This window comes from Pseudomonas sp. R38(2017) (genome assembly GCF_002112395.1).
In the GTDB taxonomy this organism is placed as follows: domain Bacteria; phylum Pseudomonadota; class Gammaproteobacteria; order Pseudomonadales; family Pseudomonadaceae; genus Aquipseudomonas.
The window spans coordinates 76,695-102,256 of the sequence record NZ_NEHN01000001.1 but is presented as its reverse complement, the minus strand read 5'-3'; the positions used below and the strand labels follow the sequence as shown (position 1 = coordinate 102,256).

At 59.0% G+C, this 25,562-nt stretch carries 27 protein-coding genes; 18 read left to right on the top strand and 9 right to left on the bottom strand.

The features are described from left to right. The first annotated feature begins 127 nt into the window (after positions 1 to 127). The 8 genes from metG to CAF87_RS29170 all read left to right on the top strand — a co-directional run bounded on the left by metG (position 128) and on the right by CAF87_RS29170 (position 7,157). The gene (metG, locus tag CAF87_RS00415; protein ID WP_085730191.1) at positions 128 to 2,179 is read left to right on the top strand and encodes a methionine--tRNA ligase; all 2,052 of its coding nucleotides are present in this window, start codon (positions 128 to 130) and stop codon (positions 2,177 to 2,179) included. A gap of 131 nt (positions 2,180 to 2,310) precedes the next feature. After that, positions 2,311 to 2,880 (top strand): electron transport complex protein RnfA, encoded by a 570-nt coding sequence (locus tag CAF87_RS00410; protein WP_085730190.1) that lies wholly within the window; start codon positions 2,311 to 2,313, stop codon positions 2,878 to 2,880. Beyond that, on the top strand, positions 2,877 to 4,091 hold the full coding sequence (rsxB, locus tag CAF87_RS00405) for an electron transport complex subunit RsxB (protein WP_085730189.1): 1,215 nt from the start codon (positions 2,877 to 2,879) through the stop codon (positions 4,089 to 4,091). The genes CAF87_RS00410 and rsxB overlap by 4 nt, the downstream gene beginning before the upstream one ends. Beyond that, the gene (locus CAF87_RS00400) at positions 4,078 to 5,061 is read left to right on the top strand and encodes an RnfABCDGE type electron transport complex subunit D (RefSeq protein ID WP_085730188.1); all 984 of its coding nucleotides are present in this window, start codon (positions 4,078 to 4,080) and stop codon (positions 5,059 to 5,061) included. The genes rsxB and CAF87_RS00400 overlap by 14 nt, the downstream gene beginning before the upstream one ends. Next, positions 5,058 to 5,663, top strand: coding sequence for an RnfABCDGE type electron transport complex subunit G (locus CAF87_RS00395; RefSeq protein ID WP_085730187.1), 606 nt, complete (start codon positions 5,058 to 5,060; stop codon positions 5,661 to 5,663). The genes CAF87_RS00400 and CAF87_RS00395 overlap by 4 nt, the downstream gene beginning before the upstream one ends. After that, positions 5,660 to 6,241 (top strand): Rnf-Nqr domain containing protein, encoded by a 582-nt coding sequence (locus CAF87_RS00390; protein ID WP_085730186.1) that lies wholly within the window; start codon positions 5,660 to 5,662, stop codon positions 6,239 to 6,241. The genes CAF87_RS00395 and CAF87_RS00390 overlap by 4 nt, the downstream gene beginning before the upstream one ends. Further along, entirely contained in the window at positions 6,238 to 6,876 is a 639-nt protein-coding gene (gene nth, locus CAF87_RS00385; RefSeq protein ID WP_085730185.1) for an endonuclease III, read from the top strand. Before CAF87_RS00390 ends, nth begins: the two co-directional genes overlap by 4 nt. A 107-nt stretch (positions 6,877 to 6,983) precedes the next feature. Further along, entirely contained in the window at positions 6,984 to 7,157 is a 174-nt protein-coding gene (locus tag CAF87_RS29170) for a PA3496 family putative envelope integrity protein (RefSeq protein ID WP_096818454.1), read from the top strand. Positions 7,158 to 7,245: 88 nt separating this feature from the next. On the opposite strand, the gene CAF87_RS00380 is transcribed toward CAF87_RS29170, so the two are convergent. After that, on the bottom strand, positions 7,246 to 7,872 hold the full coding sequence (locus CAF87_RS00380) for a response regulator transcription factor (protein WP_085730184.1): 627 nt from the start codon (positions 7,870 to 7,872) through the stop codon (positions 7,246 to 7,248). Between the two features lie 394 nt (positions 7,873 to 8,266). Between CAF87_RS00380 and CAF87_RS00370 the strand changes: the two genes are divergently transcribed. Beyond that, a complete protein-coding gene (locus tag CAF87_RS00370) occupies positions 8,267 to 8,848 on the top strand; it encodes a hypothetical protein (protein ID WP_085730182.1) in 582 nt (193 codons plus the stop codon). Between the two features lie 158 nt (positions 8,849 to 9,006). On the opposite strand, the gene CAF87_RS00365 is transcribed toward CAF87_RS00370, so the two are convergent. Next, entirely contained in the window at positions 9,007 to 10,224 is a 1,218-nt protein-coding gene (locus CAF87_RS00365) for an argininosuccinate synthase (RefSeq protein WP_085730181.1), read from the bottom strand. 129 nt (positions 10,225 to 10,353) lie between these two features. Further along, complete coding sequence (locus tag CAF87_RS00360; protein ID WP_085730180.1) at positions 10,354 to 11,262, bottom strand: OmpA family protein; 909 nt, start codon at positions 11,260 to 11,262, stop codon at positions 10,354 to 10,356. 160 nt (positions 11,263 to 11,422) lie between these two features. On the opposite strand from CAF87_RS00360, the gene pyrC reads away from it, so the two are divergent. After that, positions 11,423 to 12,469: a dihydroorotase gene (pyrC, locus tag CAF87_RS00355; protein WP_047599389.1), complete on the top strand. Its 1,047-nt coding sequence runs from the start codon at positions 11,423 to 11,425 to the stop codon at positions 12,467 to 12,469. After that, entirely contained in the window at positions 12,466 to 13,140 is a 675-nt protein-coding gene (gene rnt / locus CAF87_RS00350; RefSeq protein WP_085730179.1) for a ribonuclease T, read from the top strand. Before pyrC ends, rnt begins: the two co-directional genes overlap by 4 nt. A 74-nt stretch (positions 13,141 to 13,214) precedes the next feature. On the opposite strand, the gene CAF87_RS00345 is transcribed toward rnt, so the two are convergent. After that, the gene (locus CAF87_RS00345) at positions 13,215 to 13,817 is read right to left on the bottom strand and encodes a peroxiredoxin (protein WP_007963972.1); all 603 of its coding nucleotides are present in this window, start codon (positions 13,815 to 13,817) and stop codon (positions 13,215 to 13,217) included. A 291-nt stretch (positions 13,818 to 14,108) separates the two neighbouring features. On the opposite strand from CAF87_RS00345, the gene CAF87_RS00340 reads away from it, so the two are divergent. Then, positions 14,109 to 14,327 (top strand): bacterioferritin-associated ferredoxin, encoded by a 219-nt coding sequence (locus CAF87_RS00340; RefSeq protein WP_003227725.1) that lies wholly within the window; start codon positions 14,109 to 14,111, stop codon positions 14,325 to 14,327. 199 nt (positions 14,328 to 14,526) lie between these two features. Beyond that, the gene (gene bfr / locus CAF87_RS00335; RefSeq protein ID WP_085730178.1) at positions 14,527 to 15,003 is read left to right on the top strand and encodes a bacterioferritin; all 477 of its coding nucleotides are present in this window, start codon (positions 14,527 to 14,529) and stop codon (positions 15,001 to 15,003) included. Between the two features lie 106 nt (positions 15,004 to 15,109). On the opposite strand, the gene grxD is transcribed toward bfr, so the two are convergent. From grxD to CAF87_RS00320, 3 genes are all read right to left on the bottom strand, one after another. Beyond that, the gene (gene grxD, locus CAF87_RS00330; protein ID WP_039765841.1) at positions 15,110 to 15,451 is read right to left on the bottom strand and encodes a Grx4 family monothiol glutaredoxin; all 342 of its coding nucleotides are present in this window, start codon (positions 15,449 to 15,451) and stop codon (positions 15,110 to 15,112) included. A gap of 97 nt (positions 15,452 to 15,548) precedes the next feature. Then, positions 15,549 to 17,654: a molybdopterin oxidoreductase family protein gene (locus CAF87_RS00325; RefSeq protein WP_085730177.1), complete on the bottom strand. Its 2,106-nt coding sequence runs from the start codon at positions 17,652 to 17,654 to the stop codon at positions 15,549 to 15,551. Positions 17,655 to 17,788: 134 nt separating this feature from the next. Continuing rightward, complete coding sequence (locus CAF87_RS00320; protein ID WP_085730176.1) at positions 17,789 to 18,079, bottom strand: hypothetical protein; 291 nt, start codon at positions 18,077 to 18,079, stop codon at positions 17,789 to 17,791. A 392-nt stretch (positions 18,080 to 18,471) separates the two neighbouring features. On the opposite strand from CAF87_RS00320, the gene argF reads away from it, so the two are divergent. Continuing rightward, positions 18,472 to 19,392 carry an ornithine carbamoyltransferase gene (gene argF, locus CAF87_RS00315; protein WP_085730175.1) on the top strand — a complete coding sequence of 307 codons (921 nt, stop codon included), beginning with the start codon at positions 18,472 to 18,474 and terminating at the stop codon, positions 19,390 to 19,392. After that, the gene (locus tag CAF87_RS00310; protein WP_085730174.1) at positions 19,389 to 20,498 is read left to right on the top strand and encodes an ABC transporter ATP-binding protein; all 1,110 of its coding nucleotides are present in this window, start codon (positions 19,389 to 19,391) and stop codon (positions 20,496 to 20,498) included. Before argF ends, CAF87_RS00310 begins: the two co-directional genes overlap by 4 nt. Before the next feature lie 49 nt (positions 20,499 to 20,547). Here the strand turns inward: CAF87_RS00310 and CAF87_RS00305 are convergent, their stop codons facing one another. Both CAF87_RS00305 and ybaK read right to left on the bottom strand, forming a co-directional pair. Then, entirely contained in the window at positions 20,548 to 21,330 is a 783-nt protein-coding gene (locus CAF87_RS00305) for a PhzF family phenazine biosynthesis protein (protein ID WP_085730173.1), read from the bottom strand. A gap of 89 nt (positions 21,331 to 21,419) precedes the next feature. Further along, positions 21,420 to 21,890: a Cys-tRNA(Pro) deacylase gene (gene ybaK / locus CAF87_RS00300; protein WP_085730172.1), complete on the bottom strand. Its 471-nt coding sequence runs from the start codon at positions 21,888 to 21,890 to the stop codon at positions 21,420 to 21,422. A gap of 361 nt (positions 21,891 to 22,251) precedes the next feature. On the opposite strand from ybaK, the gene CAF87_RS00295 reads away from it, so the two are divergent. From CAF87_RS00295 to CAF87_RS00285, 3 genes are all read left to right on the top strand, one after another. Next, a complete protein-coding gene (locus tag CAF87_RS00295) occupies positions 22,252 to 23,103 on the top strand; it encodes an MIP/aquaporin family protein (protein WP_085730171.1) in 852 nt (283 codons plus the stop codon). A 77-nt stretch (positions 23,104 to 23,180) separates the two neighbouring features. Beyond that, positions 23,181 to 24,683 carry a glycerol kinase GlpK gene (gene glpK / locus CAF87_RS00290; protein WP_085709488.1) on the top strand — a complete coding sequence of 501 codons (1,503 nt, stop codon included), beginning with the start codon at positions 23,181 to 23,183 and terminating at the stop codon, positions 24,681 to 24,683. Positions 24,684 to 24,778: 95 nt separating this feature from the next. Beyond that, on the top strand, positions 24,779 to 25,534 hold the full coding sequence (locus CAF87_RS00285; RefSeq protein ID WP_007953179.1) for a DeoR/GlpR family transcriptional regulator: 756 nt from the start codon (positions 24,779 to 24,781) through the stop codon (positions 25,532 to 25,534). Positions 25,535 to 25,562 lie beyond the last annotated feature (28 nt).

Below are 25,562 nucleotides of genomic sequence, written 5' to 3'. Positions count from 1 at the left end.
AGATGGCGGGTATCCTACCCCTTCTGCACTCCGGACGGCATGTCCGGCAACGATTTGCAGAGGTGAAATATCTTTCCCGGCGCTTTATAGTGGCCGACCTCCGTTTCATCAAGTAGCGAAGCCCCACATGTCCGAACCACGCAAGATTCTCGTCACCAGCGCCCTGCCCTACGCCAACGGTTCGATTCACCTTGGCCATATGCTGGAATATATCCAGACCGATATGTGGGTGCGCTTCCAGAAGCATCGCGGCAATCAGTGCATTTATGTCTGCGCCGACGACGCCCACGGTTCGGCGATCATGCTGCGCGCGGAAAAGGAAGGCATCACTCCGGAACAACTGATCGCCAACGTCCAGGCTGAACACAGCGCCGACTTTGCCGAATTCCTGGTGGACTTCGACAACTTCCACTCCACTCACGCCGAAGAAAACCGTGAGCTGTCGAGCCAGATCTACCTGAAGCTGCGTGACGCCGGGCACATCGCCCAACGTTCGATCACCCAGTATTTCGACCCGGAAAAGAAAATGTTCCTGGCCGACCGCTTCATCAAGGGCACCTGCCCGAAATGCGGCACCGAAGACCAGTACGGCGACAACTGCGAAAAATGCGGTGCAACCTACGCGCCGACCGACCTGAAGGATCCGAAGTCGGCAATCTCCGGCGCCACCCCGGTGCTCAAGGATTCCCAACACTTCTTCTTCAAGCTGCCTGACTTCCAGCAGATGCTGCAGACCTGGACCCGCAGCGGCACCCTGCAGGATGCCGTGGCCAACAAGATCGCCGAATGGCTGGACGCCGGCCTGCAACAGTGGGACATCTCCCGCGATGCGCCGTACTTCGGCTTCGAGATCCCGGGCGAACCAGGTAAATACTTCTACGTGTGGCTGGATGCGCCGATTGGCTACATGGCCAGCTTCAAGAACCTGTGCAACCGCACGCCGGAGCTGGACTTCGACGCGTTCTGGGGCAAGGACTCCACCGCCGAGCTGTACCACTTCATCGGCAAGGACATCGTCAACTTCCACGCCCTGTTCTGGCCGGCGATGCTCGAAGGCGCGGGTTTCCGCAAGCCGACCGGGATCAACGTGCACGGCTACCTGACCGTCAACGGCCAGAAGATGTCCAAGTCCCGCGGCACCTTCATCAAGGCCCGGACATACCTGGATCACCTGTCGCCGGAATACCTGCGCTACTACTACGCGGCCAAACTCGGCCGTGGCGTCGACGACCTCGATCTGAACCTCGAAGACTTCGTGCAGAAGGTCAACTCCGATCTGGTCGGCAAAGTGGTCAACATCGCCAGCCGTTGCGCCGGTTTTATTCAGAAAGGCAATGCCGGCCTGCTGGTGGACAGCAACGCCGCACCGGAACTGACCGAAGCATTCCTGGCTGCCGCACCGAGCATCGCTGACGCCTATGAAGCCCGCGACTTCGCCCGTGCCATGCGCGAAACCATGGCTTTGGCCGACCGCGCCAACGCCTGGATCGCCGACAAGGCGCCTTGGTCGCTGAACAAGCAGGAAGGCAAGCAGGATGAAGTCCAGGCGGTCTGTGCCACGGCAATCAACCTGTTCCGCCAGCTGGTGATCTTCCTCAAGCCAGTGCTGCCGCTGCTGGCCGCCGACGCCGAAGCGTTCCTCAACGTCGCCCCGCTGACCTGGAACGACCACACCACCCTGCTGGCCAACCACCAGTTGAACGAATTCAAGCCGTTGATGACCCGCATCGACCCGGTAAAAGTGCAAGCCATGACCGAAGCCTCGAAAGAAGACCTGACCGCCAGCCAGACCGACACCGGTGCCGCCGCGCCTGCCGGCAACGGCGAACTGGCCAAGGATCCGCTGTCGCCGGAAATCGACTTCGACACCTTTGCCGCCGTCGACCTCCGCGTGGCGTTGATCGTCAAGGCCGAACACGTTGAAGGCGCGGACAAGCTGCTGCGTCTGACCCTCGACATTGGTGACGAGCAACGCAACGTGTTCTCGGGGATCAAGAGCGCCTACCCGGATCCGTCGAAACTCGACGGTCGCCTGACCATGATGATCGCCAACCTCAAGCCACGGAAAATGAAGTTCGGCATCTCCGAAGGCATGGTGATGGCGGCCGGCCCTGGCGGTGAAGAAATCTACCTGCTGAGCCCGGACAGCGGCGCCAAGCCGGGTCAGCGCATCAAGTAAGGTTCTGCACTGACCGATCCCACAGGCGTACCCCGTGCGCCTGTGGGATTTTTCATATCTGGCCCACCCGTCATGGCGGCCGGATAATGCCTAATCTTAAGTGACACCCGCCCGCTCTCATCGGCAGAACCATGACCGAACTCGTGCTTACGCTATTCAGTACTGCGCTGATCAACAACTTCGTGTTGCACTGGCCGCTGGGCGTCGATCCGCTGCTGGGCGGTGAGCGTCGTCAGGTGCATGCGCTGGGGCTGGCGACGTTATGTCTGATGCTGATAGTCGGTGTGGCGGGTTACGCGATCTGGCATTGGTTGCTGGTGCCGTTGCAACTGGAATTCCTGCGACTATTTGTGTTTCTGCCGTTGAGCGTCCTGCTGATCGCGCCGTTGCTGAAGCTGTTGGCACATTGGCGACCCACGCTGTCATTCGATGGTTTGTGGCCGCTGCTGCTGGGCAACGCCGGTGTGCTGGGGCTGACGCTGATCAACGCGCAAACGGACAAAGGCCTGTTTCATGCAGCTGCGCTGAGCCTTGGCTCCGGCCTGGGTTTCTGGCTGGTACTGAGCCTGTTCAGCGATTTGCGCGAACGCACGGCCGACAATGATATTCCCCTGCCCTTTCGTGGCCTGCCGATCCAGTTGATCGGCGCCGGACTGATGGCCGTGGCTTTTCTCGGATTCAGTGGACTGATCAAAACATGAGTCTGATTCAACGCATCGATGCCCTGCTGCCACAAACCCAATGCGGCAAGTGCGGCCATCCCGGATGCAAACCCTACGCTGAAGGCATCATCGCCGGCGAGCCGATCAACAAGTGCCCGCCGGGCGGCGACGAAACCATCGCGGCACTGGCCGAACTGCTGAAAATCCCGGTGCTGGAGCTGGACATCAGCCGTGGTTCGGCGCCGCCGCAAGTGGCTTTCATCCGCGAAGCCGAGTGCATCGGCTGCACCAAATGCATCCAGGCCTGCCCGATCGACGCCATCGTCGGCGCGGCGAAACTGATGCACACCGTGATCATCGACGAGTGCACCGGTTGCGATCTGTGCGTGGCACCTTGCCCCGTCGACTGTATCGAGATGCACCCGCTGCCGCTGGGAACACTGCCAGTGGTGGGCGGCCTGGCCGCCAGCCTTGAAGAGCAGCAGGCCCGCACCGCCAAGCGAGATCACGCCCGGCAACGTTTCGAACGGCGTAACGCCCGGCTGCAAAGAGAAGAACAGCAGAAGCAGGCCGAACGCGAGGCCCGCGCGCAACGTGCGGCGCAGTTTGAAGTCGCAGCCGCCACGCTCGATCCGGTGCAGGCGGCGCTGGAGCGGGTACGCGCGCAGAAAGCAGCAACCGCCGACGCCGCGCTGAAAAAGGCCAAGATCGACGTGGCGATGAGCCGCGCCCAGTTGCACAAATCGCTGAAAGCCTTCGGCCATCCGCCGACCTTCGAACAGCAGTCGCAACTGATCGTGCTACAGCAGCAATTCGAAGCCGCCGAGCAGGCCCTGGCGAAACTGGAAAGCAGCGCCACACCTGCGCCGGTCGTGACAGCTCCAGCGAAAGACGCCGACCTGAAACGAGCGAAAATCCAGCTGGCGATGCGCCGTGCCGAGCTGAAAAAGGCGCAGACCGCAGAGGCTCCGCCGGAGCAGATTGCTGCACTGGAACAAGCCCTGCGTGACGCCGAGCAAGCGTTGCACGACGCAGAATCGGCCAGCGAGCAACCGGCTCCCGATCTGGTGCGTGTGGAGAAACGTCCGATCGACAACCAGCTTCGTCAGCTGAAAACCGAACTGGCCTACGCGCGCGCCGACCTGAACAAATTGCAGCGACGTGACGGCACGCCAGCCGAGGTCCTCGACAAGGCCCGCACCCGCCTGCAAGAGGCGGAGCGGCAGGTGGAAGCCCATGTCATCCATTGAAACCAGAGACGAGCGCCTGCAACAGGCAATGAAGCTGGTTCTGCTTGCGACATTGCCGGGGTTGCTGGCGTTGTTCTGGTTTTACGGCTGGGGTGTGTTGATCAACCTGATCCTCTCCGTCGCCACAGCCTTGAGCGCCGAAGCCGCCGTGACCTATCTGCGCCGACAGCCGCTGCAAGCCACTTTGACCGATGGTAGCGCGTTGGTCAGCGCCACGCTGCTGGCCATCGCCCTGCCACCTTACTGCCCGTGGTGGCTGACGGTCACGGCGATCGGCTCGGGCCTGCTCTTGGGCAAACACTTGTACGGTGGCGTGGGCAGAAACCCTTTCAATCCGGCCATGCTCGGTTTTGCTCTGGCGATGGTGATGTTCCCGCAGCCGATGACCCATTGGCCGGCCCATGGCATGAATCTGACGGCGGCCATTGATCAGGTGTTCAACCTGGGCGCGGCGCCGGACGCCTGGGTCCAGGCCACGGCGCTGGACAGCCTGCGCATCAACAAAAGCCTGACCATCGATGAATTGTTTGCCAGCAACCCGGCATTCGGCCGCTTCGGCGGGCATGGCGTGGAGTGGGTGAATCTGGCATTTCTTGCCGGTGGATTGTTCCTGCTACAGCGCCGGGTGATCGGCTGGCACGCACCGGTCGGCATGCTCGCCAGTCTGTTCGTCATCAGCCTGCTGTGCTGGAACGGCTCGGGGTCTGATTCCCATGGCTCGCCACTGTTTCATCTGCTGAGCGGTGCCACGATGCTTGGTGCATTCTTCATCGTCACGGAGCCGGTATCCGGCGCAAGGAGCCCGCTCGCCCGTTTGTTGTTTGGCGTAGGCGTCGGTCTGCTGACTTACCTGATTCGCACCTGGGGCGGCTATCCGGATGGCGTGGCATTTGCGGTATTGCTGCTGAACCTGTGCGTGCCGGCACTGGAACGCTTTGCCGCTGCCCGTCAGTCGCAGGTAATGCCATGAACCGCACAGGCAGCCTGATCACGCTATTGTTGCTGGCAACGGCAGGGATCGGCATGACTTTTCTTGTGCAACGCAGCAATGCTCCACACATCGCCGCCGAACATCGCCAGCTCGAAAGTCGCAAACTACTGGATGTGCTTTCAGTCGACGCCTACGACAATCAGCCTCTGGAACAGCCTCTGGCGCTGGCCGAACCCCACCTGAGCCACAGCGAATTGCTGGGCGGTTATCGGGCGACCAGGGCCGGTCAACCCGTGGCGGTGCTGCTGCGCAGCCAGACCGAGGGTTATGCGGGCCGCATCGAGTTGCTGATCGCCATCGATGCCAATGGCCGATTGCTCGGCGTGAAAACCCTTGAGCAAACTGAAACCCCGGCGCTGGGCGGGACAATCGGTGACTGGCCAAATAGCTGGTTGCAGGTGTTTATCGGCAAATCCAGCGGCCAGCCGACCGATGCCGGCTGGGCCTTGAAAAAGGATCAGGGGCAATTTGACCAGATCGCTGGCGCGACCATCACATCCCGAGCCGCCATCAACGCCATCCACGATGCTCTGCGTTACTTCGACGACCACCGGACGACCCTGCTGGGGAGTGCGCCATGAACACGTCAGCGACCCTGTCGAACTCAATGATGCTGGTGCTGTTGATCGGCGCCACTGACTCCGTGGCGGGCGCGCTGGCGATCCTGCTGATGTTCGCCGTTGTGGTGAACATGTACGGCTTGTGCATGGCACCATTGCGGTCGCGCCTGAGCAGTGAGAGCCTGCTGCCGGTCAGTCTGATACTGGCTGCTACCCTGGCTGCTTGCGCCGAGATTCTTTTGCAACGCACCGCTGTGCAGTGGCATCTGATGATCAGTCTTTACGCCGGCCTGATCGGTTTGCAGTGCGTCATCCTGGAACACAATGGATTCTTTCGACTGCCAGCCCGAGGACGCCTGAAACTCTGCGGTGTGTTTGCCGCACTGATGATCGTGCTGGCGGTATTGCGCGAGCTGCTCGGTCAGGGCAGCATCGGCCATCACCTGTCGGATCACTGGCAAGGTTTGATTCTGTTCGGCAACGGCCTGCATTTCGCGACGCTGGCTCCCGGCGCCTTCATTTTGCTTGGACTGTTACTGGCCGCACGTCAGGCCTGGACTCGCCCTGCCGCCCAACCCGAGGAAACGCATCACCCATGAATGCCGCAAAACGTCTGGAGATTTTCCGCAGGCTTCACGAGGACAATCCTGAACCCAAGACCGAACTGGCCTATTCCTCGCCTTTCGAATTGCTGATCGCGGTGATTCTGTCCGCCCAATCAACTGACGTCGGGGTGAACAAGGCGACGGCGAAACTTTACCCGGTGGCCAACACACCGGCCGCCATTCATGCCTTGGGCGTCGAAGGGTTGTCCGAGTACATCAAGACCATCGGCCTCTATAACAGCAAGGCGAAAAACGTGATCGAAACGTGCCGTCTGCTGGTCGAACGCCACAATGGCGAAGTCCCGCAGACGCGCGAAGCGCTGGAAGCCCTGCCCGGCGTTGGCCGAAAAACCGCCAACGTAGTACTCAACACGGCGTTCCGTCAATTGACGATGGCGGTGGACACCCACATTTTTCGGGTCAGCAACCGCACCGGCATTGCGCCGGGCAAGAACGTGGTCGAGGTGGAGAACAAACTGATGAAGTTTGTACCAAAGCAATACCTGCTCGATTCGCACCACTGGCTTATTCTTCACGGGCGTTATGTATGCCTGGCCCGCAAGCCGCGGTGCGGTAGCTGTCGGATCGAAGACTTGTGTGAATACAAGGACAAAACTTCTGACGATTGAGCGTCTATTAGGTTTATTGATATTGCGATTGAAAAAATCTTTTTTACGATCTGCTGGAATATCGATATAAGGAGCGCCAAAGGCAGCCTTAGCCTGGAGTTAACCTTATGAGCACCAGCAAAGAGCAAGTGGACGTAGAAGACGATTTCGTCGCGGAGTCAGACGACGAACCGGTGGTTGAGGTCGCCAAGACCAACCTGAGCAAACGCCGCACTATCGATAACATGCTTGAGGAACGCCGACTGCAGAAGCAATTGGCCGATTACGACTTTGATCTCTGACATTTGAAAGCCTCCCGCAACGGAGGCTTTTTCGTTTCTGCTGCAAGCTGATGCCGACCTGCCCAGGATCCGTCAGCGGCTGAAGCGGTCAGACCAGGCCATTGCGCTGGGCCAGCTCGATCAGATCTACCAATGAACGCGCATTGAGCTTCAACAGCAACCGTGTCTTGTAGGTGCTGACGGTCTTGTTACTGAGAAACATGCCATCGGCGATTTCCTTGTTGGTCTTGCCGCGTGCCAACTGCTGCAACACCATCATCTCGCGTCCGGACAGGCGATCAACCATGTCGGCTTCACTGGCATTGCCCAGGCTGGTGCGTACGGTGTGCAACGCCTGATTCGGAAAATAACTGTACCCGGACAGCACAGCCTTGATAGCACTGAGCAGTTCGGTCAGATCCTGTTGTTTGCAAACATATCCCGCTGCGCCCGACTGCATGCAGCGCATGGAAAAATGGCCCGGGGCCTGGGACGTCAACACCAGTACCTTCAGAGGCATCGCGCTAGTTGTAAGGCGCGCAATGACTTCCAGTCCATCCAGTTTCGGTATACCGATATCCAGAATGACAATATCGGGCATCTGGTCGCGAGCCAGTTGTAATGCATCCACTCCGTTATCCGTTTCTGCAATGACTTCGTAGCCATGACGTTCCATCAGCATACGCACCGCAAGACGAATGACAGGATGATCATCCACGATCAGCACTTTATTCATGGGCAAGTCCAGGTTCGCTGTTCGAATTTTTAGAACCGGCACAATAGCGTAGTCATTTCACCCATGGCATAGCGAAGTTCCCTTGCAGTGGTAGCGAGAGACGAATCCTACATTCAACAAAGATTAATCCTACAGAAATAACCCATAAGCTTAGAGGCAAGACTCCTTGCACCAGCGGCCATTCAAGATCAACAGGCCTGCACCCGAGGACACCAGAACAGTAAAACCTGAAAAAGGCGCCTTCAATATGTCAATAGCCTGAAATAACATATCTATATCCACTCGACAAAATTTAATATAAATACCAAGCACTAAAGCCTTGAATACTTCCAAAACTTCCAACATCTTTAACGATACAACATGACGAGAAAGATCATATCCATGAGTAAGGAACATGTTAAAACTCAACAAGAAAATCAACAACCCCATCAGTGTCATTGCCATATTCGCGTTCATTTCCGAAACGTCCGCGGCGGTGTCCTTGCCCTTCCTTGACAATGATGAGCGAGAGCTCTACATCTGGTTTCTGATCAGCTTTCCGTTCTATTTGATATTCCTGTTCTTCATCACCTTGAATTTCAACTACCGATCGCTTTATGCACCCTCGGACTTTGATGATGACAAGAATTTCTTGAAGGCGTTTGAAGACACACCCGATTCGAACGGTGAATTATCGAACCAGGAAAATGCCGAAGTACATACCGTAAAGCTACCCAAATCATTGAGCATACTTTGCATCATTGATATTCGCGGAATGAACACCGACTCAAAGATAAGCATGCTACTGGAAAAAATCCCACAACCACTCAAACACTCTCTGAGAGTATTCCTCTTTTTAACCGACGGCGTGTCAGGTGTTTTACCGAAGGCAAATATCGCCAAGTCGCTTAAGCAGGGAAAAAAGACCATGGGAATGACGTATTGTATTATTTACGACACTCACTCAATGAACATCACTGTATTGGGAAAGATTTGAATAGGGGGCGCAGATACGCGAAGCACATCAATACAATGCACGCAGTACCATGGATGAAGACGGGAACACTGATCGGTCTCGATCAGATAAAGGAGGATTTTCAAATGTAGAGGCCTTGTCACCGTGACAAGGCCTCTATTCACATCAGCCCCAAGGACTCAGAACAACTTGCGGCCTTTGTTGGCAGCAATGCGCATGCGCAGCGCGTTGAGCTTGATGAAGCCCGCCGCGTCGGCCTGGTTGTAGGCGCCGCCGTCTTCTTCGAAGGTCGCGATGTTGGCGTCGAACAGCGAGTCGTCGGACTTGCGGCCGGTCACGATTACGTTGCCCTTGTACAGTTTCAGGCGTACGACGCCGTTCACGTTGACCTGGGATGCGTCGATCATCTGCTGCAGCATCAGACGCTCCGGGCTCCACCAGTAACCGGTGTAGATCAGGCTGGCGTACTTCGGCATCAACTCGTCTTTCAAGTGAGCGACTTCGCGATCCAGCGTGATCGATTCAATGGCGCGGTGAGCACGCAGCATGATGGTGCCGCCCGGGGTTTCGTAGCAGCCACGGGACTTCATGCCGACGTAACGGTTTTCAACGATGTCGAGACGGCCGATACCGTGTTGACCACCGATCTTGTTCAGGGTCGCCAGTACGGTGGCCGGGGTCATTTCGACGCCGTCCAGCGCGACGATGTCGCCGTTGCGGTAGGTCAGTTCCAGGTATTGCGGGGTGTCGGGAGCCTTCTCCGGGGAGACGGTCCAGCGCCACATGTCTTCTTCGTGCTCGGTCCAGGTATCTTCCAGCACGCCGCCTTCATAAGAGATGTGCAGCAGGTTGGCGTCCATCGAGTACGGGGACTTCTTCTTGCCGTGACGCTCGATCGGGATCGCGTGCTTCTCGGCGTAATCCATCAGCTTCTCGCGGGACAGCAGGTCCCACTCGCGCCAAGGGGCGATCACTTTCACGCCTGGCTTGAGCGCGTAGGCACCCAGTTCGAAACGCACCTGATCGTTGCCCTTGCCGGTCGCGCCGTGGGAAATGGCGTCGGCGCCGGTTTCGTTGGCGATTTCGATCAGACGCTTGGCGATCAGCGGACGCGCGATGGAAGTACCCAGCAGGTACTCGCCTTCGTAAACGGTGTTGGCGCGGAACATCGGGAACACGAAGTCACGCACGAATTCTTCGCGCAGGTCGTCGATGTAGATTTCTTTGACGCCCATGGCCTGCGCCTTGGCGCGAGCCGGCTCGACCTCTTCGCCCTGACCCAGGTCAGCAGTGAAGGTCACTACTTCACAGTTATAAGTATCCTGCAGCCACTTGAGGATCACCGAAGTGTCCAGGCCGCCGGAATACGCCAGAACGACCTTGATTACGTCCGCCATGCCATCACTCCACGGGGTTCTACGGAAAGCCGAGGAGTCTAACGCTCAAACGCGATAATTTACAGAGGCGCGACAGCTTAAGACGACAAAGCGACAGAATCTGTCGAGAGCGCGACGATGACCGACAGGTCAGGAAGTCGCCGCAGCGTTGGCAGGTGTGCTGGCTTGAGGTGCTGGAGCGGTAACCGGTGTCACCCGGGCCAGCTTCACGCTGACCCGCCGGTTTTTTGCCCGGTTGGCGGCGTTGGTGTTCGGTACCAGCGGGTATTGCTCACCGTGGAAACGCACGGTGATCTGCGATTCGGCGATGCCGTTGGCCTTGAAGAAATCGACCACTGCCAGCGCGCGACGGCGTGACAACTCACGATTGGTCAGTCGATTGCCGCTGTTGTCGGAATAGCCATCGAGCTCAATGTGATTGACCGTCGGATCGGCCTTCATGAACTCGAGCATCACTTGCAGTTTGGCTTTCGCGGCGGCGTCCAGATCGGTGCCTTCGCCCGGAAAGCCGACCTGGGAGTTTTTGACCTGATCGAAATTCTGCGGGAGCAGTTTCGCCACGCAGGTCTGGTAGTCGTTGAACGCTTTGCTGAACTTGACCGGCAGCAGACGCACTTCAGAGACCCTTCCATCACCGGAGGCACGTCGCACCACCGGGCTGCGACCTTCCAGCAAACCGCTGATCAACCCGCCGGCCTGCGACTGCGAACTGTTGAACAGCACGTTGCCGGTACCGATCCTGACGCTGCCCAGATTGATGTCATTGCGTCCCGGCTGCCAAGGCGCTGCCGCCGCCAGCAAGGTTGCCGAACCACCGCCAAGCATCGCGTTGTAGGCGTTCAGGCGAAAAATCGCCTGCTCGCCGGCCTTGCGCACGAACTGGCCCGAGCCGAAATCGGTGATCGGTTGCGTCAGGCGGCATTCGAACTTGTCGCCTTCGACCGTCCACTCAATGTTCTCCAGACGGGTCTGGTAGGTCAGTGCCATCGCGGGAAGACTGGCAAACACACTGAGCAAGGCTAAATAACGCTGGCGCACGGGAGGCTCCATTGGCTTCTACAACAAAAAAGACCGATACATACATGTTTACGGCATACCTATGGGATATCGGACGCTCGTCGCAAAACTTGATAGCGAGTGCCTGCAAGAGTCTTTTCCGGTAGCATTCGCCTCAGTTTGACCCGCCTGGAATTCCCTCATGTCCGACCGCCTGACCCTGCTGCGTCCCGACGACTGGCACATCCATCTTCGCGATGGTGCCGTGTTGACCAATACCGTTGCAGATGTTGCGCGCACCTTTGGTCGCGCCATCATCATGCCTAACCTGGTACCTCCGGTGCGCAACGCCGCTGAAGCCGACGGCTATCGCCAGCGGATTCTCGCTGCCCGCCCGGCCGGCAGTCGTTTCGAGCCGTTGATGGTGCTCTACCTCACCGACCGTACCCAGCCCGAAGAAATTCGTGAAGCCAAGGCCAGCGGTTTTGTCCACGCGGCCAAGTTGTATCCGGCCGGCGCCACCACCAACTCCGATTCCGGGGTCACCAGTATCGACAAGATCTTCCCGGCGCTGGAAGCCATGGCCGAAGTCGGCATGCCGCTGTTGATCCACGGTGAAGTCACCCGTGGCGACGTCGACGTGTTCGACCGCGAAAAAATCTTCATCGACGAGCACATGCGCCGCGTAGTCGAGCGTTTCCCGACGCTCAAGGTCGTGTTCGAACACATCACCACCGGCGATGCCGTGCAGTTCGTCAACGAGGCTTCGGCCAACGTCGGCGCGACCATCACCGCGCATCACCTGCTGTACAACCGCAACCACATGCTGGTGGGCGGGATCCGGCCGCATTTCTACTGCCTGCCGATCCTCAAGCGTAATACCCATCAGGAAGCTCTGCTCGACGCCGCCACCAGCGGCAGCGCGAAGTTCTTCCTTGGCACCGACTCGGCGCCGCACGCCCAGCACGCCAAGGAGGCCGCCTGCGGCTGCGCCGGCTGCTACACCGCGTACGCTGCCATCGAGCTGTATGCCGAAGCCTTCGAGCAACGTAATGCGCTGGACAAGCTCGAAGCGTTCGCCAGCCTCAACGGCCCGCGCTTCTACGGTCTGCCGGTCAACACCGACCGTATCACCCTGGTTCGTGAAGAATGGACCGCCCCGACCAGCCTGCCCTTCGGCGAGCTGAACGTTATCCCGCTGCGCGCCGGTGAAAAACTGCGCTGGCGCCTGCTGGAGGAACACGCGTGAGTGAAGACCATTTCGACGACGAACTGGACGGTCAAGGTGGCGGCGGTTCGCGCCATCCGATGGCAGCACGCTTTCGCGGCTACCTGCCGGTTGTCGTCGACGTAGAGACCGGTGGCTTCAACTCGGCTACCGACGCCTTGCTGGAGATTGCCGCGACCACCATCGCCATGGATGAAAAGGGTTTCGTGTACCCGGATCACACCTATTTCTTCCGTGTCGAGCCGTTCGAAGGCGCCAACATCGAAGCAGCCGCTCTGGAGTTCACCGGGATCAAGCTCGATCACCCGTTGCGCATGGCGGTCAGCGAAGAGACGGCCCTGACCGACATCTTCCGTGGCGTACGCAAGGCCTTGAAGGCAAACGGTTGTAAGCGGGCGATTCTGGTCGGTCACAACAGCAGCTTCGACCTGGGCTTCCTCAACGCCGCCGTTGCGCGGCTGGACATGAAGCGCAACCCGTTTCACCCGTTCTCCAGCTTCGACACCGCGACCCTCGCCGGTCTGGCTTACGGTCAGACCGTGCTGGCCAAGGCTTGTCAGGCAGCCGACATCGATTTCGATGGCCGTGAAGCGCACTCCGCGCGTTACGACACCGAAAAGACCGCCGAGCTGTTCTGCGGCATCGTCAACCGCTGGAAACAGATGGGCGGCTGGGAAGACTTCAACGACTGATGGTCGTCGGGTTAAACCCCGCGCATGAAAAAACCGGCTCAAGAGCCGGTTTTTTTGTACCTCGACGTTGCGCCTTACAGGGCAGCAGCGTTCTCGGTCAGGTATGCCGCAACGCCTTCTGGCGAAGCGTTCATGCCTTTGTCGCCTTTTTTCCAGTTGGCAGGGCAGACTTCGCCGTGCTCTTCGTGGAATTGCAGAGCGTCAACCAGACGGATCAGCTCTTCCATGTTACGGCCCAGCGGCAGGTCGTTGATGATCTGCGAGCGGACAACGCCCTTGTCGTCGATCAGGAACGCGCCACGGAAAGCCACGCCGCCTTCGGATTCAACGTCGTAGGCCTTGGCGATTTCGTGCTTCATGTCGGCAGCCATGGTGTATTTCACCTGGCCGATGCCGCCATTGTTGACCGGGGTGTTGCGCCACGCGTTGTGGGTGAAGTGCGAGTCGATCGACACAGCGACCACTTCTACGTTGCGCGCCTTGAAGTCAGCCATGCGGTTGTCCAGAGCGATCAGCTCGGACGGGCAGACGAAGGTGAAGTCCAGCGGGTAGAAGAACACCAGGCCGTATTTGCCTTTGATGGCCGAGGACAGGGTGAAGCTGTCAACGATCTCGCCATTGCCGAGTACGGCCGGGACGGTGAAGTCAGGGGCTTGTTTGCCTACGAGTACGCTCATTGATATCTCCTGGTGTAGAAACTTGAAGTTCAGGGTTCGCGCCAGCCTGCCACCCTCAGGCGACAGCCCTGTGACATGAACCCCCTTCGCAAGGGCCGACCATCATACACTGCGTTTTTGGACTGTCCTTAACGGTTTTTCGCGAAATCCCGGGTGGCATTCAGCCATGCACCACCGTTCGTCAGTCACAGCCGCTGGCGATGAAAACCGTTGGGAAAGCACTTTGACAATCATTCTCGTTAACATTAAGATCCATCGCAATTGAGCCACAACCAGCGACGGTTCTCACTTATGTATGTTTGCCTCTGCACTGGCGTCACCGACGGACAGATCCGCGAAGCGATCTATGAAGGTTGCTGCAGCTATAAAGAAGTCCGTCAGGCCACCGGCGTAGCCAGCCAATGCGGAAAATGTGCCTGCCTTGCAAAGGAAGTGGTACGTGAAACCCTGACCAAGCTGCAAACCGCCCAGGCCGCGATCCCCTACCCTGTAGAATTTACTGCAGCGTAATTGCACCCAATTCGAAGAACCGGACTAATGTCCGGTTTTTTTATGCCTGAAAATCAATTGCTTAGCGACTAGACGCGGAACACAAACATTCTTATTCCGATTAATTTTCATATATTATTCAATAACTTAGGTTTGACACTTATAAATACCAAAGTCAAACTCCGCCTTATATACCGCTACTTAGGGCAGGACTCCCATCATGAAAGGCGACGTAACAGTCATCCAGCATCTCAACAAGATCCTTGCCAATGAGCTGGTCGCGATCAATCAGTACTTCCTGCATGCGCGCATGTATGAAGATTGGGGCCTGAACAAGCTCGGCAAACACGAGTACCACGAATCCATCGACGAGATGAAGCACGCGGACAAGCTGATCAAGCGCATTTTGTTCCTCGAAGGCCTGCCGAACGTGCAGGATCTGGGCAAGCTGCACATTGGCGAGCACACCAAGGAAATGCTGGAGTGCGATCTGCGTATCGAGAAGACCGGCCACGCCGATCTGAAGACTGCCATCGCTCACTGCGAATCCGTTGGCGACTTCGGCAGCCGCGAACTGCTTGAAGACATTCTCGAATCCGAAGAAGAACACATCGACTGGCTGGAAACCCAACTCGGTCTGATCGATAAAGTCGGTCTTGAAAACTATCTGCAATCGCAGATGGGCGAAGACGAGTAATCAGCAAGCGCTAAACTCGAGACACTAAAAAGCCCCGCCCTCTTTCGAGAGGCGGGGCTTTTTATTGCCCGGATTTCAGACTTGCTGAAATCCGGGCAGAAACCAATCAGGCTTCGGACTTGGCCGCAGCAGCCTTGGCGGATGCTTCCTTGACCAGAGTCTGCAGCTCACCGTTGGCGAACATTTCAGCCATGATGTCGCTGCCGCCAACCAGTTCACCGGCTACCCACAACTGCGGGAAAGTCGGCCAGTTGGCGTACTTCGGCAGGTTGGCACGGATTTCCGGGTTCTGCAGGATGTCGACGTAGGCGAACTTCTCGCCACAGCCCATCACAGCCTGCGCAGCTTTCGCGGAGAAGCCACACTGCGGGGCATTCGGCGAGCCTTTCATGTAAAGCAGAATGGTGTTGTTGGCAATCTGCTCTTTAATCGTTTCGATGATATCCATGGAGCACCTCGGCTGAACTTTCCGACTCATGGGTCGGCACGGTGGCGCATTGTAACGGAATCCCGAGCGCCCTGCTCGGTCTCCCCGACAGACTTCCTCAAGCCGCCGCCACCGTCACCGGTACACCATTGAGCGCTGCATTGCCCGACAACTCGTCGAGCTGACATTCATCGGTCAGATCGTTGGCGCTGGAGCCCGGCTGCCCGCTGGCAATCGCCATCTGCACGCCCGGCCGGGCATGACCCCAACCGTGCGGCAGGCTGACCACGCCCGGCATCATGTCCGCACTGCCGAGCACTTCGACTTCGATCTGTCCGACCCGTGAGCTCACGCGCACAAGCTGACCATCGATGAGCCCGCGACTGGCGAGATCGTCCGGGTTCATCAGCAACTGATGACGCGGCTTGCCCTTCACCAGTCGATGATAGTTGTGCATCCAGGAGTTGTTGCTGCGCACGTGACGCCGACCAATCATCAACAGTTCACCGGCAGCCGGCGCCTGCAAGGCAGAGAAACGTGCCAGATCGGCAAGAATTTCCGGCGGCGCTGCCTGGACTCGTTGATTGGCGGTCTTCAATCGTGGTGTCAGGTTGGGTTTCAGCGCCCCCAGATCAACGCCGTGGGGATGATCGAACAGCGTCGCCAGCGACAGCTTGTGCTCGGATGCATCGCCATACATGCCCATGCGCAGTCCCATGTCGATCATCTTCGCCGGCGGCATCGTCGGTTTCAGCTCCTTGCCGGTCTTCGCGGCAAAGGCCTTGGCCAGGCCGACGAAGATCTCCCAGTCATGCAGCGCACCTTCGGGTTTGGCGAGGATCGCCCGGTTGAAACGGGTGACGTTGCGCACCGCGAACAGGTTGAAAGTGGTGTCGTAGTGATCGTTCTCCAGCGCCGAGGTGGACGGCAGGATCAGGTCGGCATAGCGCGTGGTTTCGTTGATGTACAGATCGACGCTGACCATGAACTCCAGCCCGTCCAGCGCCTGCTCCAGTTGCCGGCCATTGGGCGTGGACAGAACCGGGTTGCCAGCGACGGTGATCAATGCGCGAATCTGCCCTTCACCTTCGGTGAGCATTTCTTCGGCCAGCGCCGAGACCGGTAGCTCGCCACCGTACTCCGGGCGGCCAGAGACACGGCTTTGCCATTTGTTGAAATGCCCGCCCGAGGTGGACGCCACCAGATCCACCGCCGGCTCGGTGCACAGAGCGCCACCCACCCGGTCGAGATTGCCGGTCACCAGGTTGATCAATTGCACGACCCAATGGCACAACGTGCCAAAAGCCTGGGTGGAAACGCCCATTCGGCCGTAGCAGACGGCGCTTGGCGCAGCAGCGAAGTCCCGGGCCAGTTGACGGATCTGCTCGGCAGGAACCGCGCACAACGGGCTCATGGCCTCGGCCGTGAAACCTGCCACCGCCGCACGCACATCATCCAGACCGTCCACCGGCAGATGGCTGTCCGACGTCAGCCCTTCGCTGAACAGCGTGTTGAGCACACCAAACAACAACGCCGCATCGCCACCGGGACGCACGAACAGGTGCTGATCAGCCATCGCTGCGGTCTCGCTGCGCCGAGGATCGACCACCACCACTTTGCCGCCCCGGGCCTGAATCGCCTTCAGACGCTTTTCCACGTCCGGCACGGTCATGATGCTGCCGTTGGACGCCAGCGGATTGCCGCCCAGGATCAGCATGAAATCGGTGTGATCGATGTCCGGGATCGGCAGCAGCAAACCGTGGCCGTACATCAAGTAGCTGGTCAGGTGATGGGGCAATTGGTCGACAGAAGTGGCCGAATAGCGATTGCGGGTTTTCAGCAGGCCCAGGAAGTAATTGCTGTGGGTCATCAGCCCGTAGTTGTGCACGCTCGGATTGCCCTGATACACGGCAACCGCGTTCTGCCCATCACGCGCTTGAATCGCCGACAGCTTTTCAGCCACCAGCTCAAAAGCTTCTTCCCACCCGATCGGCAACCATTCACTGCCGACCCGGCGCATGGGCTGGCGCAGGCGATCCGGATCGTTCTGGATATCTTGCAGCGCCACGGCCTTGGGGCAGATGTGCCCGCGACTGAAGGTATCCAGTGCGTCACCCTTGATCGAGGTGATCTGCACCTGGCCGTCGGTTTCAGTGGTTTCGATGCTCAGGCCGCAGATGGCTTCGCACAGGTGGCACGCACGGTGGTGGAGAGTCTTGGTCATGGCCAGTCTCTGTCTTGTTCTGGGCAGGCAATAACGCCTGCGGGAACAAAACTATGGCGCGTGGCCGCGAGTGGCGCCAGCGACGTTCGTCTTGTGAATCGACGACCATCAGGCGTGCCGATAGACCGTCGAGATCAACTGGAAGGCAACTGGGGTGGCGCCGCCAGCTGGATTTCCTGAATGGTTTCGATCTGCTCGTGGGCAACGTGGACGCCAGTGAGTTCGCCGATCAGTCGCCAGTGCTCGTCGAGTCCGGTGCTGATGGTCGCCATGCGATCGATCATGTGGCGGCCGGCCGTCTTGACCACTTCGTCTTCACTGCGCAGCAGCTCGAAGGACAAGGAGGTGACCGATGCGGTCAGATGAGTCAGTGAGCGTGCCGTGTGGCCCAGCAATTCCATTAACAGTTTTTCTTTCGATTCCATGCGGAGGCTTCCTGCGTCGCTCGTGAGTTATTTATAACCCAGCGCTTTGCTTTAGCAAATGTTTCAGGTCTGACATCCGACCAGCGATTCCATGGCCGACCGGTCGCAAACCGACCAGGCCTGCTCCATCCCCGCCCTGCCTGATTGCCAAGCTCGGCGGCGCCAGTGTACAAAGGTCTGGAATCCGGCTCAAAACCGGCGCTTCGAGTGACCTCGTCACACTCGCAAACTCCGCAAAAATCGTAGCCTATTGGAAAAACGCGACATTTAGTGTCAATATCGCGCCTCCCCCTATTTCGTCGCCCCGTGCGGCTTACGCCGCAGGTCTCGCCCGTTGTTCCTGTAAACAAGGCTTTGAGCATCTGCGGTTTGTAGCAAAAAGGTAGTCAATGATGAGCGCAAGGCACTTTCTCTCCCTGATGGATTGCACGCCCGAAGAGCTGGTCAGCGTGATCCGTCGAGGCGTTGAGCTCAAGGACCTGCGTAACCGCGGCGTACTGTTCGAGCCTCTGAAAAACCGCGTCCTGGGGATGATCTTCGAGAAGTCCTCGACCCGCACCCGGATCTCCTTCGAGGCCGGCATGATCCAGCTCGGTGGCCAGGCGATCTTCCTGTCGCCGCGTGACACCCAGCTGGGCCGTGGCGAGCCGATCGGCGACTGCGCCATTGTCATGTCGAGCATGCTCGATGCGGTGATGATCCGTACCTTTGCCCACAGCACCCTGACCGAATTTGCCGCCAACTCCCGTGTGCCGGTGATCAACGGCCTGTCCGATGACCTGCACCCGTGCCAGTTACTGGCCGACATGCAGACCTTCCTGGAACACCGCGGCTCGATCCAGGGCAAGACCGTGGCCTGGATCGGCGACGGCAACAACATGTGCAACAGCTATATAGAAGCGGCAATCCAGTTCGACTTCCAGTTGCGCGTGGCCTGCCCTGAAGGCTATGAACCAAACCCTGAATTCCTGGCCAAGGCCGGTGATCGCGTGACCATCGTCCGCGATCCGAAGGACGCCGTGCGCGGCGCGCACCTGGTGAGCACCGACGTCTGGACCTCCATGGGCCAGGAAGAGGAAACCGCCAAGCGCCTCAAATTGTTCGCGCCGTTCCAGGTCAATCGCGCCTTGCTCGACCTGGCCGCCGAGGACGTGCTATTCATGCACTGCCTGCCCGCCCACCGCGGGGAGGAAATCAGCCTCGACCTGCTCGATGACCCGCGCTCCGTCGCCTGGGATCAGGCAGAAAACCGTCTCCACGCACAGAAGGCCCTGCTTGAGTTCCTTGTCGAACCGGCATATCACCACGCATGAGTCATGAATTACTGCTGAACCTGCGCAACCTCGCTTGCGGCTATCAAGATCAACGTGTGGTGCAGAACCTCAATCTGCACCTCAACGCCGGCGACATCGGTTGCCTGCTCGGCTCCTCGGGCTGCGGCAAGACCACCACCCTGCGTGCCATTGCCGGTTTCGAACCGGTGCACGAAGGAGAAATCTCTCTCGGCGGTGAAGTGATCTCCAGCGCCGGTTTCACCCTCGCCCCGGAAAAACGCCGGATCGGCATGGTGTTCCAGGACTACGCATTGTTCCCGCACCTGAGTGTCGCGGACAACATCGCCTTCGGCATTCGCAAGCACCCGAACAAGCAGCGCGTCGTCGAAGAGTTGCTGGAACTGGTCAACCTGAAGAACCTCGGCAAGCGCTTTCCGCACGAATTGTCCGGCGGCCAGCAGCAACGTGTCGCTCTCGCCCGCGCCCTGGCGCCGGAACCACAACTGCTGCTGCTCGACGAACCGTTCTCCAATCTCGACGGCGAACTGCGACGCAAGCTCAGCCATGAGGTGCGCGACATCCTCAAGGCCCGTGGCACCAGTGCGATTCTGGTGACTCACGATCAGGAAGAAGCCTTCGCGGTCAGCGATCACGTTGGTGTGTTCAAGGAAGGCCGGCTCGAACAGTGGGATACGCCATACAACCTCTATCACGAGCCGGCGACGCCTTTTGTGGCGAGTTTTATCGGTCAGGGCTACTTCATTCGCGGCCAGCTCGGCAGCCCGGAATCGGTGCACACCGAACTCGGCGAACTGCGCGGCAATCGCGCTTACACCTGGCCGATCGGTGGCGCGGTGGATGTGTTGCTGCGTCCGGATGACATTGTTTATGCACCGGACAGCGGGTTGAAAGCACGGATCGTCGGCAAGACCTTCCTCGGTGCCTCGACCCTGTATCGCCTGCAACTGCCGACCGGCGCGCAACTGGAATCGATCTTCCCAAGCCACGCTGACCATCAGGTTGGTGCGGATGTCGGGGTTCGCGTGGCGGCTGAACACCTGGTGTTGTTCCAGGCGTCCGGCAGTACGGCCGCACAAATTCCGGCCGTGGAAAACGGCGTTCGCCGCTACAGCACCGCGCACTGATCTGTACAAAAACAATGAGGGAGCCTGATGGCTCCCTTATTTTTTTGCTTCAGCCCAGCATCAATGTGCCGCTGGCCACCAGTGTCGCATTCCCGCCGATCTTCACCCGCTCGCCTTCCAGCCGACAGAACAGCTCCCCGCCCCGCGCCGAACGCTGGCAGGCGGTCAGGCTCGACTTGCCCAGACGTTTTGACCAATACGGAATCAGGCTGCAATGGGTCGAGCCGGTCACCGGGTCTTCATTGATACCGATGGCCGGAGCGAAGTAGCGCGAGACGAAATCATGCTGATTGCCCCGGGCCGTGACGATGGCGCCCAACCACGGCAGCTTGGCCAGGGCGACCATGTCCGGTGTGCAATCGAGCACCGCCTGCTCCGACTCCAGCACCACGAACAGCTCGTTGGAGCCCAGCACGTCCACCGCTTCGACGCCCAATGCCCGCTCGACATCCAGCGTCACACCGATTTCCGACGGCACAATCGAAGGGAAATCCAGCCACAAACGCCCCTCTTCGCGACTGACACTCAACGGGCCGGACTTGCAGGTGAAATCCAAGCGCTCGGCCGTTTCCTTATAGATCTCGAACAATACATACGCGCTGGCCAGCGTCGCGTGACCGCACAATGGCACCTCGGTGGTCGGCGTGAACCAGCGGATATGCCAGGCCTGGCCTTCGCGCACCAGAAACGCGGTTTCCGCCAGGTTGTGCTCGGCGGCGATCTTCTGCATCAAGTCGTCCGCGAGCCAGGCGTCGAGCCGATAGACCATCGCCGGGTTGCCACTGAAGGGCCGATCACTGAATGCGTCGACCTGATGAAACTCGAGCTGCATAACCTTCTCCCTGTGTCAGTCGAAAGAGCATGCCGCTACGGCTCGTTCATCGCCAGTGACAGAACCGGCCAATTTTCTTCATACAGAACTCAGGCGCGACCAATGTCGGCGAACTTCGCCTGGGTGTGCTCGGCGAGGACCGCGGGCGCCAGTTCGACTTCCAGGCCGCGTCGACCGGCACTGACATAAATGGTCGCAAAACCCTGCGCGGAATTATCAATAAAGGTGCGCAGGCGCTTTTTCTGCCCCAACGGGCTGATGCCGCCCAACAGGTAACCGGTGGAACGTTGCGCGGCGGCCGGGTCGGCCATTTCCACTTTCTTCACGCAGGCGGCGTGGGCCAGCCCTTTGAGGTCGAGGCTTCCGACGACCGGCACCACCGCGACCAGCAATTCACCTTTTTCACTGGCCGCCAGCAGCGTCTTGAACACCTGCGCCGGCTCCAGCCCCAGCTTTTCCGCGGCCTCCAGCCCGTAGGACGCCGCCTTGGGGTCATGTTCGTAACTGTGCACGCGATGTTCGGCACGAACTTTTTTCAACAAGTCCAACGCAGGGGTCATGGCAGCTCCAGGCTCGGCAGTGGCAAAAAATCCTGCGCCGGATTCTAGGCCATCGCCACGTAAAAGGCTCTACTGCGCGCCACGTTTCCCAAGGCTTGCAGGCTGACAGCCGCATTGTCCTACGAGTGCCTCGCAGGATCATTCACCTGACTGATAGTTTATTTGTGACTGACGGTTCACTTTCGACCTTTGACAGCTTTGTTTCTTGTCTATATTTTTTCGAATCTGAATAATGTAAGAATTATCATCACCGCAGCACCCAGCAGTAAACCGGGAACAGGATGGGGATCCTGCCCCGGCGAAAATCGCGCCTTGCCCTGTCGGCAAACGCGCCAGACAACAACAAAAACCGAGGTTTTCAATGACAACTGCGTTACAGCAACCATCGCTCTCGAGCCAGTGCCTGGCCGAGTTTCTGGGTACTGCACTTCTGATCTTTTTCGGTACGGGCTGCGTCGCCGCGCTCAAGGTCGCGGGCGCAAGCTTCGGCCTGTGGGAAATCAGCATCATCTGGGGCGTCGGCGTGAGCATGGCGATCTACCTCACCGCCGGAGTTTCCGGTGCGCACCTGAACCCTGCCGTCAGTATCGCCCTGAGCATTTTCGCCGACTTCGAAAAGCGCAAACTGCCGTTCTACATCCTCGCCCAGGTCGCCGGCGCCTTCTGCGGTGCGCTGTTGGTTTACACGCTGTACAGCAACCTGTTCTTCGATTTCGAACAAACTCACCATATGGTTCGTGGCTCGGCCGCCAGCCTTGAACTGGCGTCGGTGTTCTCAACTTTCCCGAACCCTGCGCTGTCGACCGCCCAGGCGTTCCTGGTCGAGGTGATCATCACCGCGATCCTGATGGGCGTGATCATGTCCCTGACCGATGACAACAACGGCCTGCCGAAAGGCCCGCTGGCGCCGCTGCTGATCGGCTTGCTGATTGCCGTGATCGGCAGCTCGATGGGCCCGCTGACCGGTTTCGCGATGAACCCGGCTCGCGACTTCGGACCGAAACTGATGACTTTCTTTGCGGGCTGGGGTGAAATTTCCTTCACCGGTGCACGTGAAATCCCGTATTTCCTGATTCCGATTTTTGCACCGATTGTCGGTGCCTGCCTCGGCGCTGCCGGGTATCGCGGGCTGATCGCCCGTCACCTGACCGGCGCCACACCTGCTACAAAGGATGCAGAACCGGCCATTGACGGCAAACCAAGAACTTCTTGAAACAGTCGGCGCAGGTTCCTGCCCATTCGAACCTGCGCCACGGCCCACTCTCCCTTATTTCGTCCAAGGCAATCGACATGACCGACATTCAGAATAAGAACTACATCATTGCCCTCGATCAGGGTACGACCAGCTCCCGCGCGATCATTTTCGACCGCGATGCGAACGTGGTCTGCACCGCGCAGCGCGAATTCGCCCAGCATTACCCGCAAGCCGGCTGGGTCGAACACGACCCGATGGAAATCTTCGCCACCCAGAGCGCGGTGATGGTCGAAGCGCTGGCCCAGGCCGGTCTGCATCACGACCAGGTGGCCGCCATCGGCATCACCAACCAGCGTGAAACCACCGTGGTCTGGGACAAGACCACCGGCCGCCCGGTCTACAACGCGATCGTCTGGCAATGCCGCCGCAGCACCGAGATCTGCCAGCAGCTCAAGCGCGACGGTCATGAAGACTACATCCGTGAGAACACCGGTCTGGTCACCGACCCGTACTTCTCCGGCACCAAACTGAAGTGGATCCTCGACAACGTCGAAGGCAGCCGTGAGCGTGCGCGCAACGGTGAACTGCTATTCGGCACCGTCGACAGCTGGCTGATCTGGAAATTCACCGGCGGCAAAGTGCACGTCACCGACTACACCAACGCCTCGCGGACCATGCTCTTCAACATCCACTCGCTGGAGTGGGATTCGAAGATGCTGGAGATCCTCGACATCCCGCGCGAAATGCTGCCGGAAGTCAAAGCCTCCTCGGAAATCTACGGCCGCACCAAGAGCGGCATCGCCATCGGCGGTATCGCCGGCGACCAGCAAGCTGCACTGTTCGGCCAGATGTGCGTGGAGCCGGGCCAGGCGAAAAACACCTACGGCACCGGTTGCTTCCTGCTGATGAACACCGGCGACAAGGCGGTGAAATCCCAGCACGGCATGCTCACCACCATCGCCTGCGGCCCGCGCGGCGAAGTGGCTTACGCTCTTGAAGGCGCTGTGTTCAACGGCGGTTCGACCGTGCAATGGCTGCGCGATGAACTGAAAATCATCAACGACGCCCACGACACCGAATACTTCGCCAATAAAGTGAAGGACAGCAACGGCGTCTACCTGGTGCCTGCCTTCACCGGCCTCGGTGCTCCTTACTGGGACCCATATGCCCGTGGCGCGCTGTTCGGCCTGACTCGCGGCGTGCGTGTGGATCACATCATCCGCGCTGCGCTGGAATCGATTGCCTACCAGACCCGCGACGTCCTCGACGCCATGCAACAGGACTCCGGCGAACGCCTCAAAGCCCTGCGCGTGGACGGCGGTGCAGTGGCGAACAACTTCCTCATGCAGTTCCAGGCCGACATCCTCGGCACTCAGGTCGAGCGCCCGCAAATGCGCGAAACCACTGCACTGGGCGCCGCTTACCTGGCAGGTCTGGCGTGCGGTTTCTGGGGCAGCCTGGAAGAATTGCGCGGCAAGGCAGTGATCGAGCGCGAGTTCGAACCGAGCCTGGACGAAGCGGCAAAAGAGAAGCTGTATAAAGGCTGGAAAAAAGCCGTCAGCCGTACCCGTGACTGGGAACGTGAGGACGCTGAATAAGCCAGTCTGAGGACTGGTAACGGCATGTAACTGGTCGGGAGCGGATTCCTGCGGCATCATGAGCAAATTTTGCACGGCAGCCCAAAGGAAGCCCCATGAATCTGCCTCCCCGTCAGCAACAAATCCTCGAGCTGGTCCGCGAACGCGGCTATGTGAGCATCGAGGAAATGGCCACGCTGTTCGTTGTTACCCCGCAAACCATCCGCCGCGACATCAATCAACTGGCGGAAGCCAATCTGCTGCGTCGCTACCATGGCGGCGCCGCCTATGATTCCAGCGTCGAAAACACCGCCTATGCAATGCGCGCCGATCAGATGCGCGATGAAAAACAACGCATCGGTGAAGCCATCGCCGCACAGATTCCCGATCACGCCTCGCTGTTCATCAACATCGGCACCACCACCGAATCCATCGCCCGCGCCCTGCTCAATCACAGCCACCTGAAAATCATCACCAACAACCTGCACGTCGCCTCGATGCTCAGCGCCAAGGATGATTTCGATGTGCTGCTCACCGGCGGCAATGTCCGTCGCGACGGCGGCGTGGTGGGTCAGGCGAGCGTGGACTTCATCAACCAGTTCAAGGTCGACTTTGCGCTGGTGGGCATCAGCGGCATCGACGAAGACGGCAGCCTGCTCGACTTCGATTACCAGGAAGTGCGGGTGTCCCAGGCGATCATCGCCAATGCCCGGCAGGTGATCCTGGCGGCGGACTCCAGCAAGTTCGGGCGTAACGCGATGATTCGCCTCGGTCCGATCAGCCTGATCGATTGCCTGGTGACCGACCAGCAACCGGTGCCGGCCCTGGCGCAACTGCTGAGTCAGCACAAGATTCGCCTGGAAGTCGTTTAACCCCCACCCCGCACAAGGCGCCTGCATC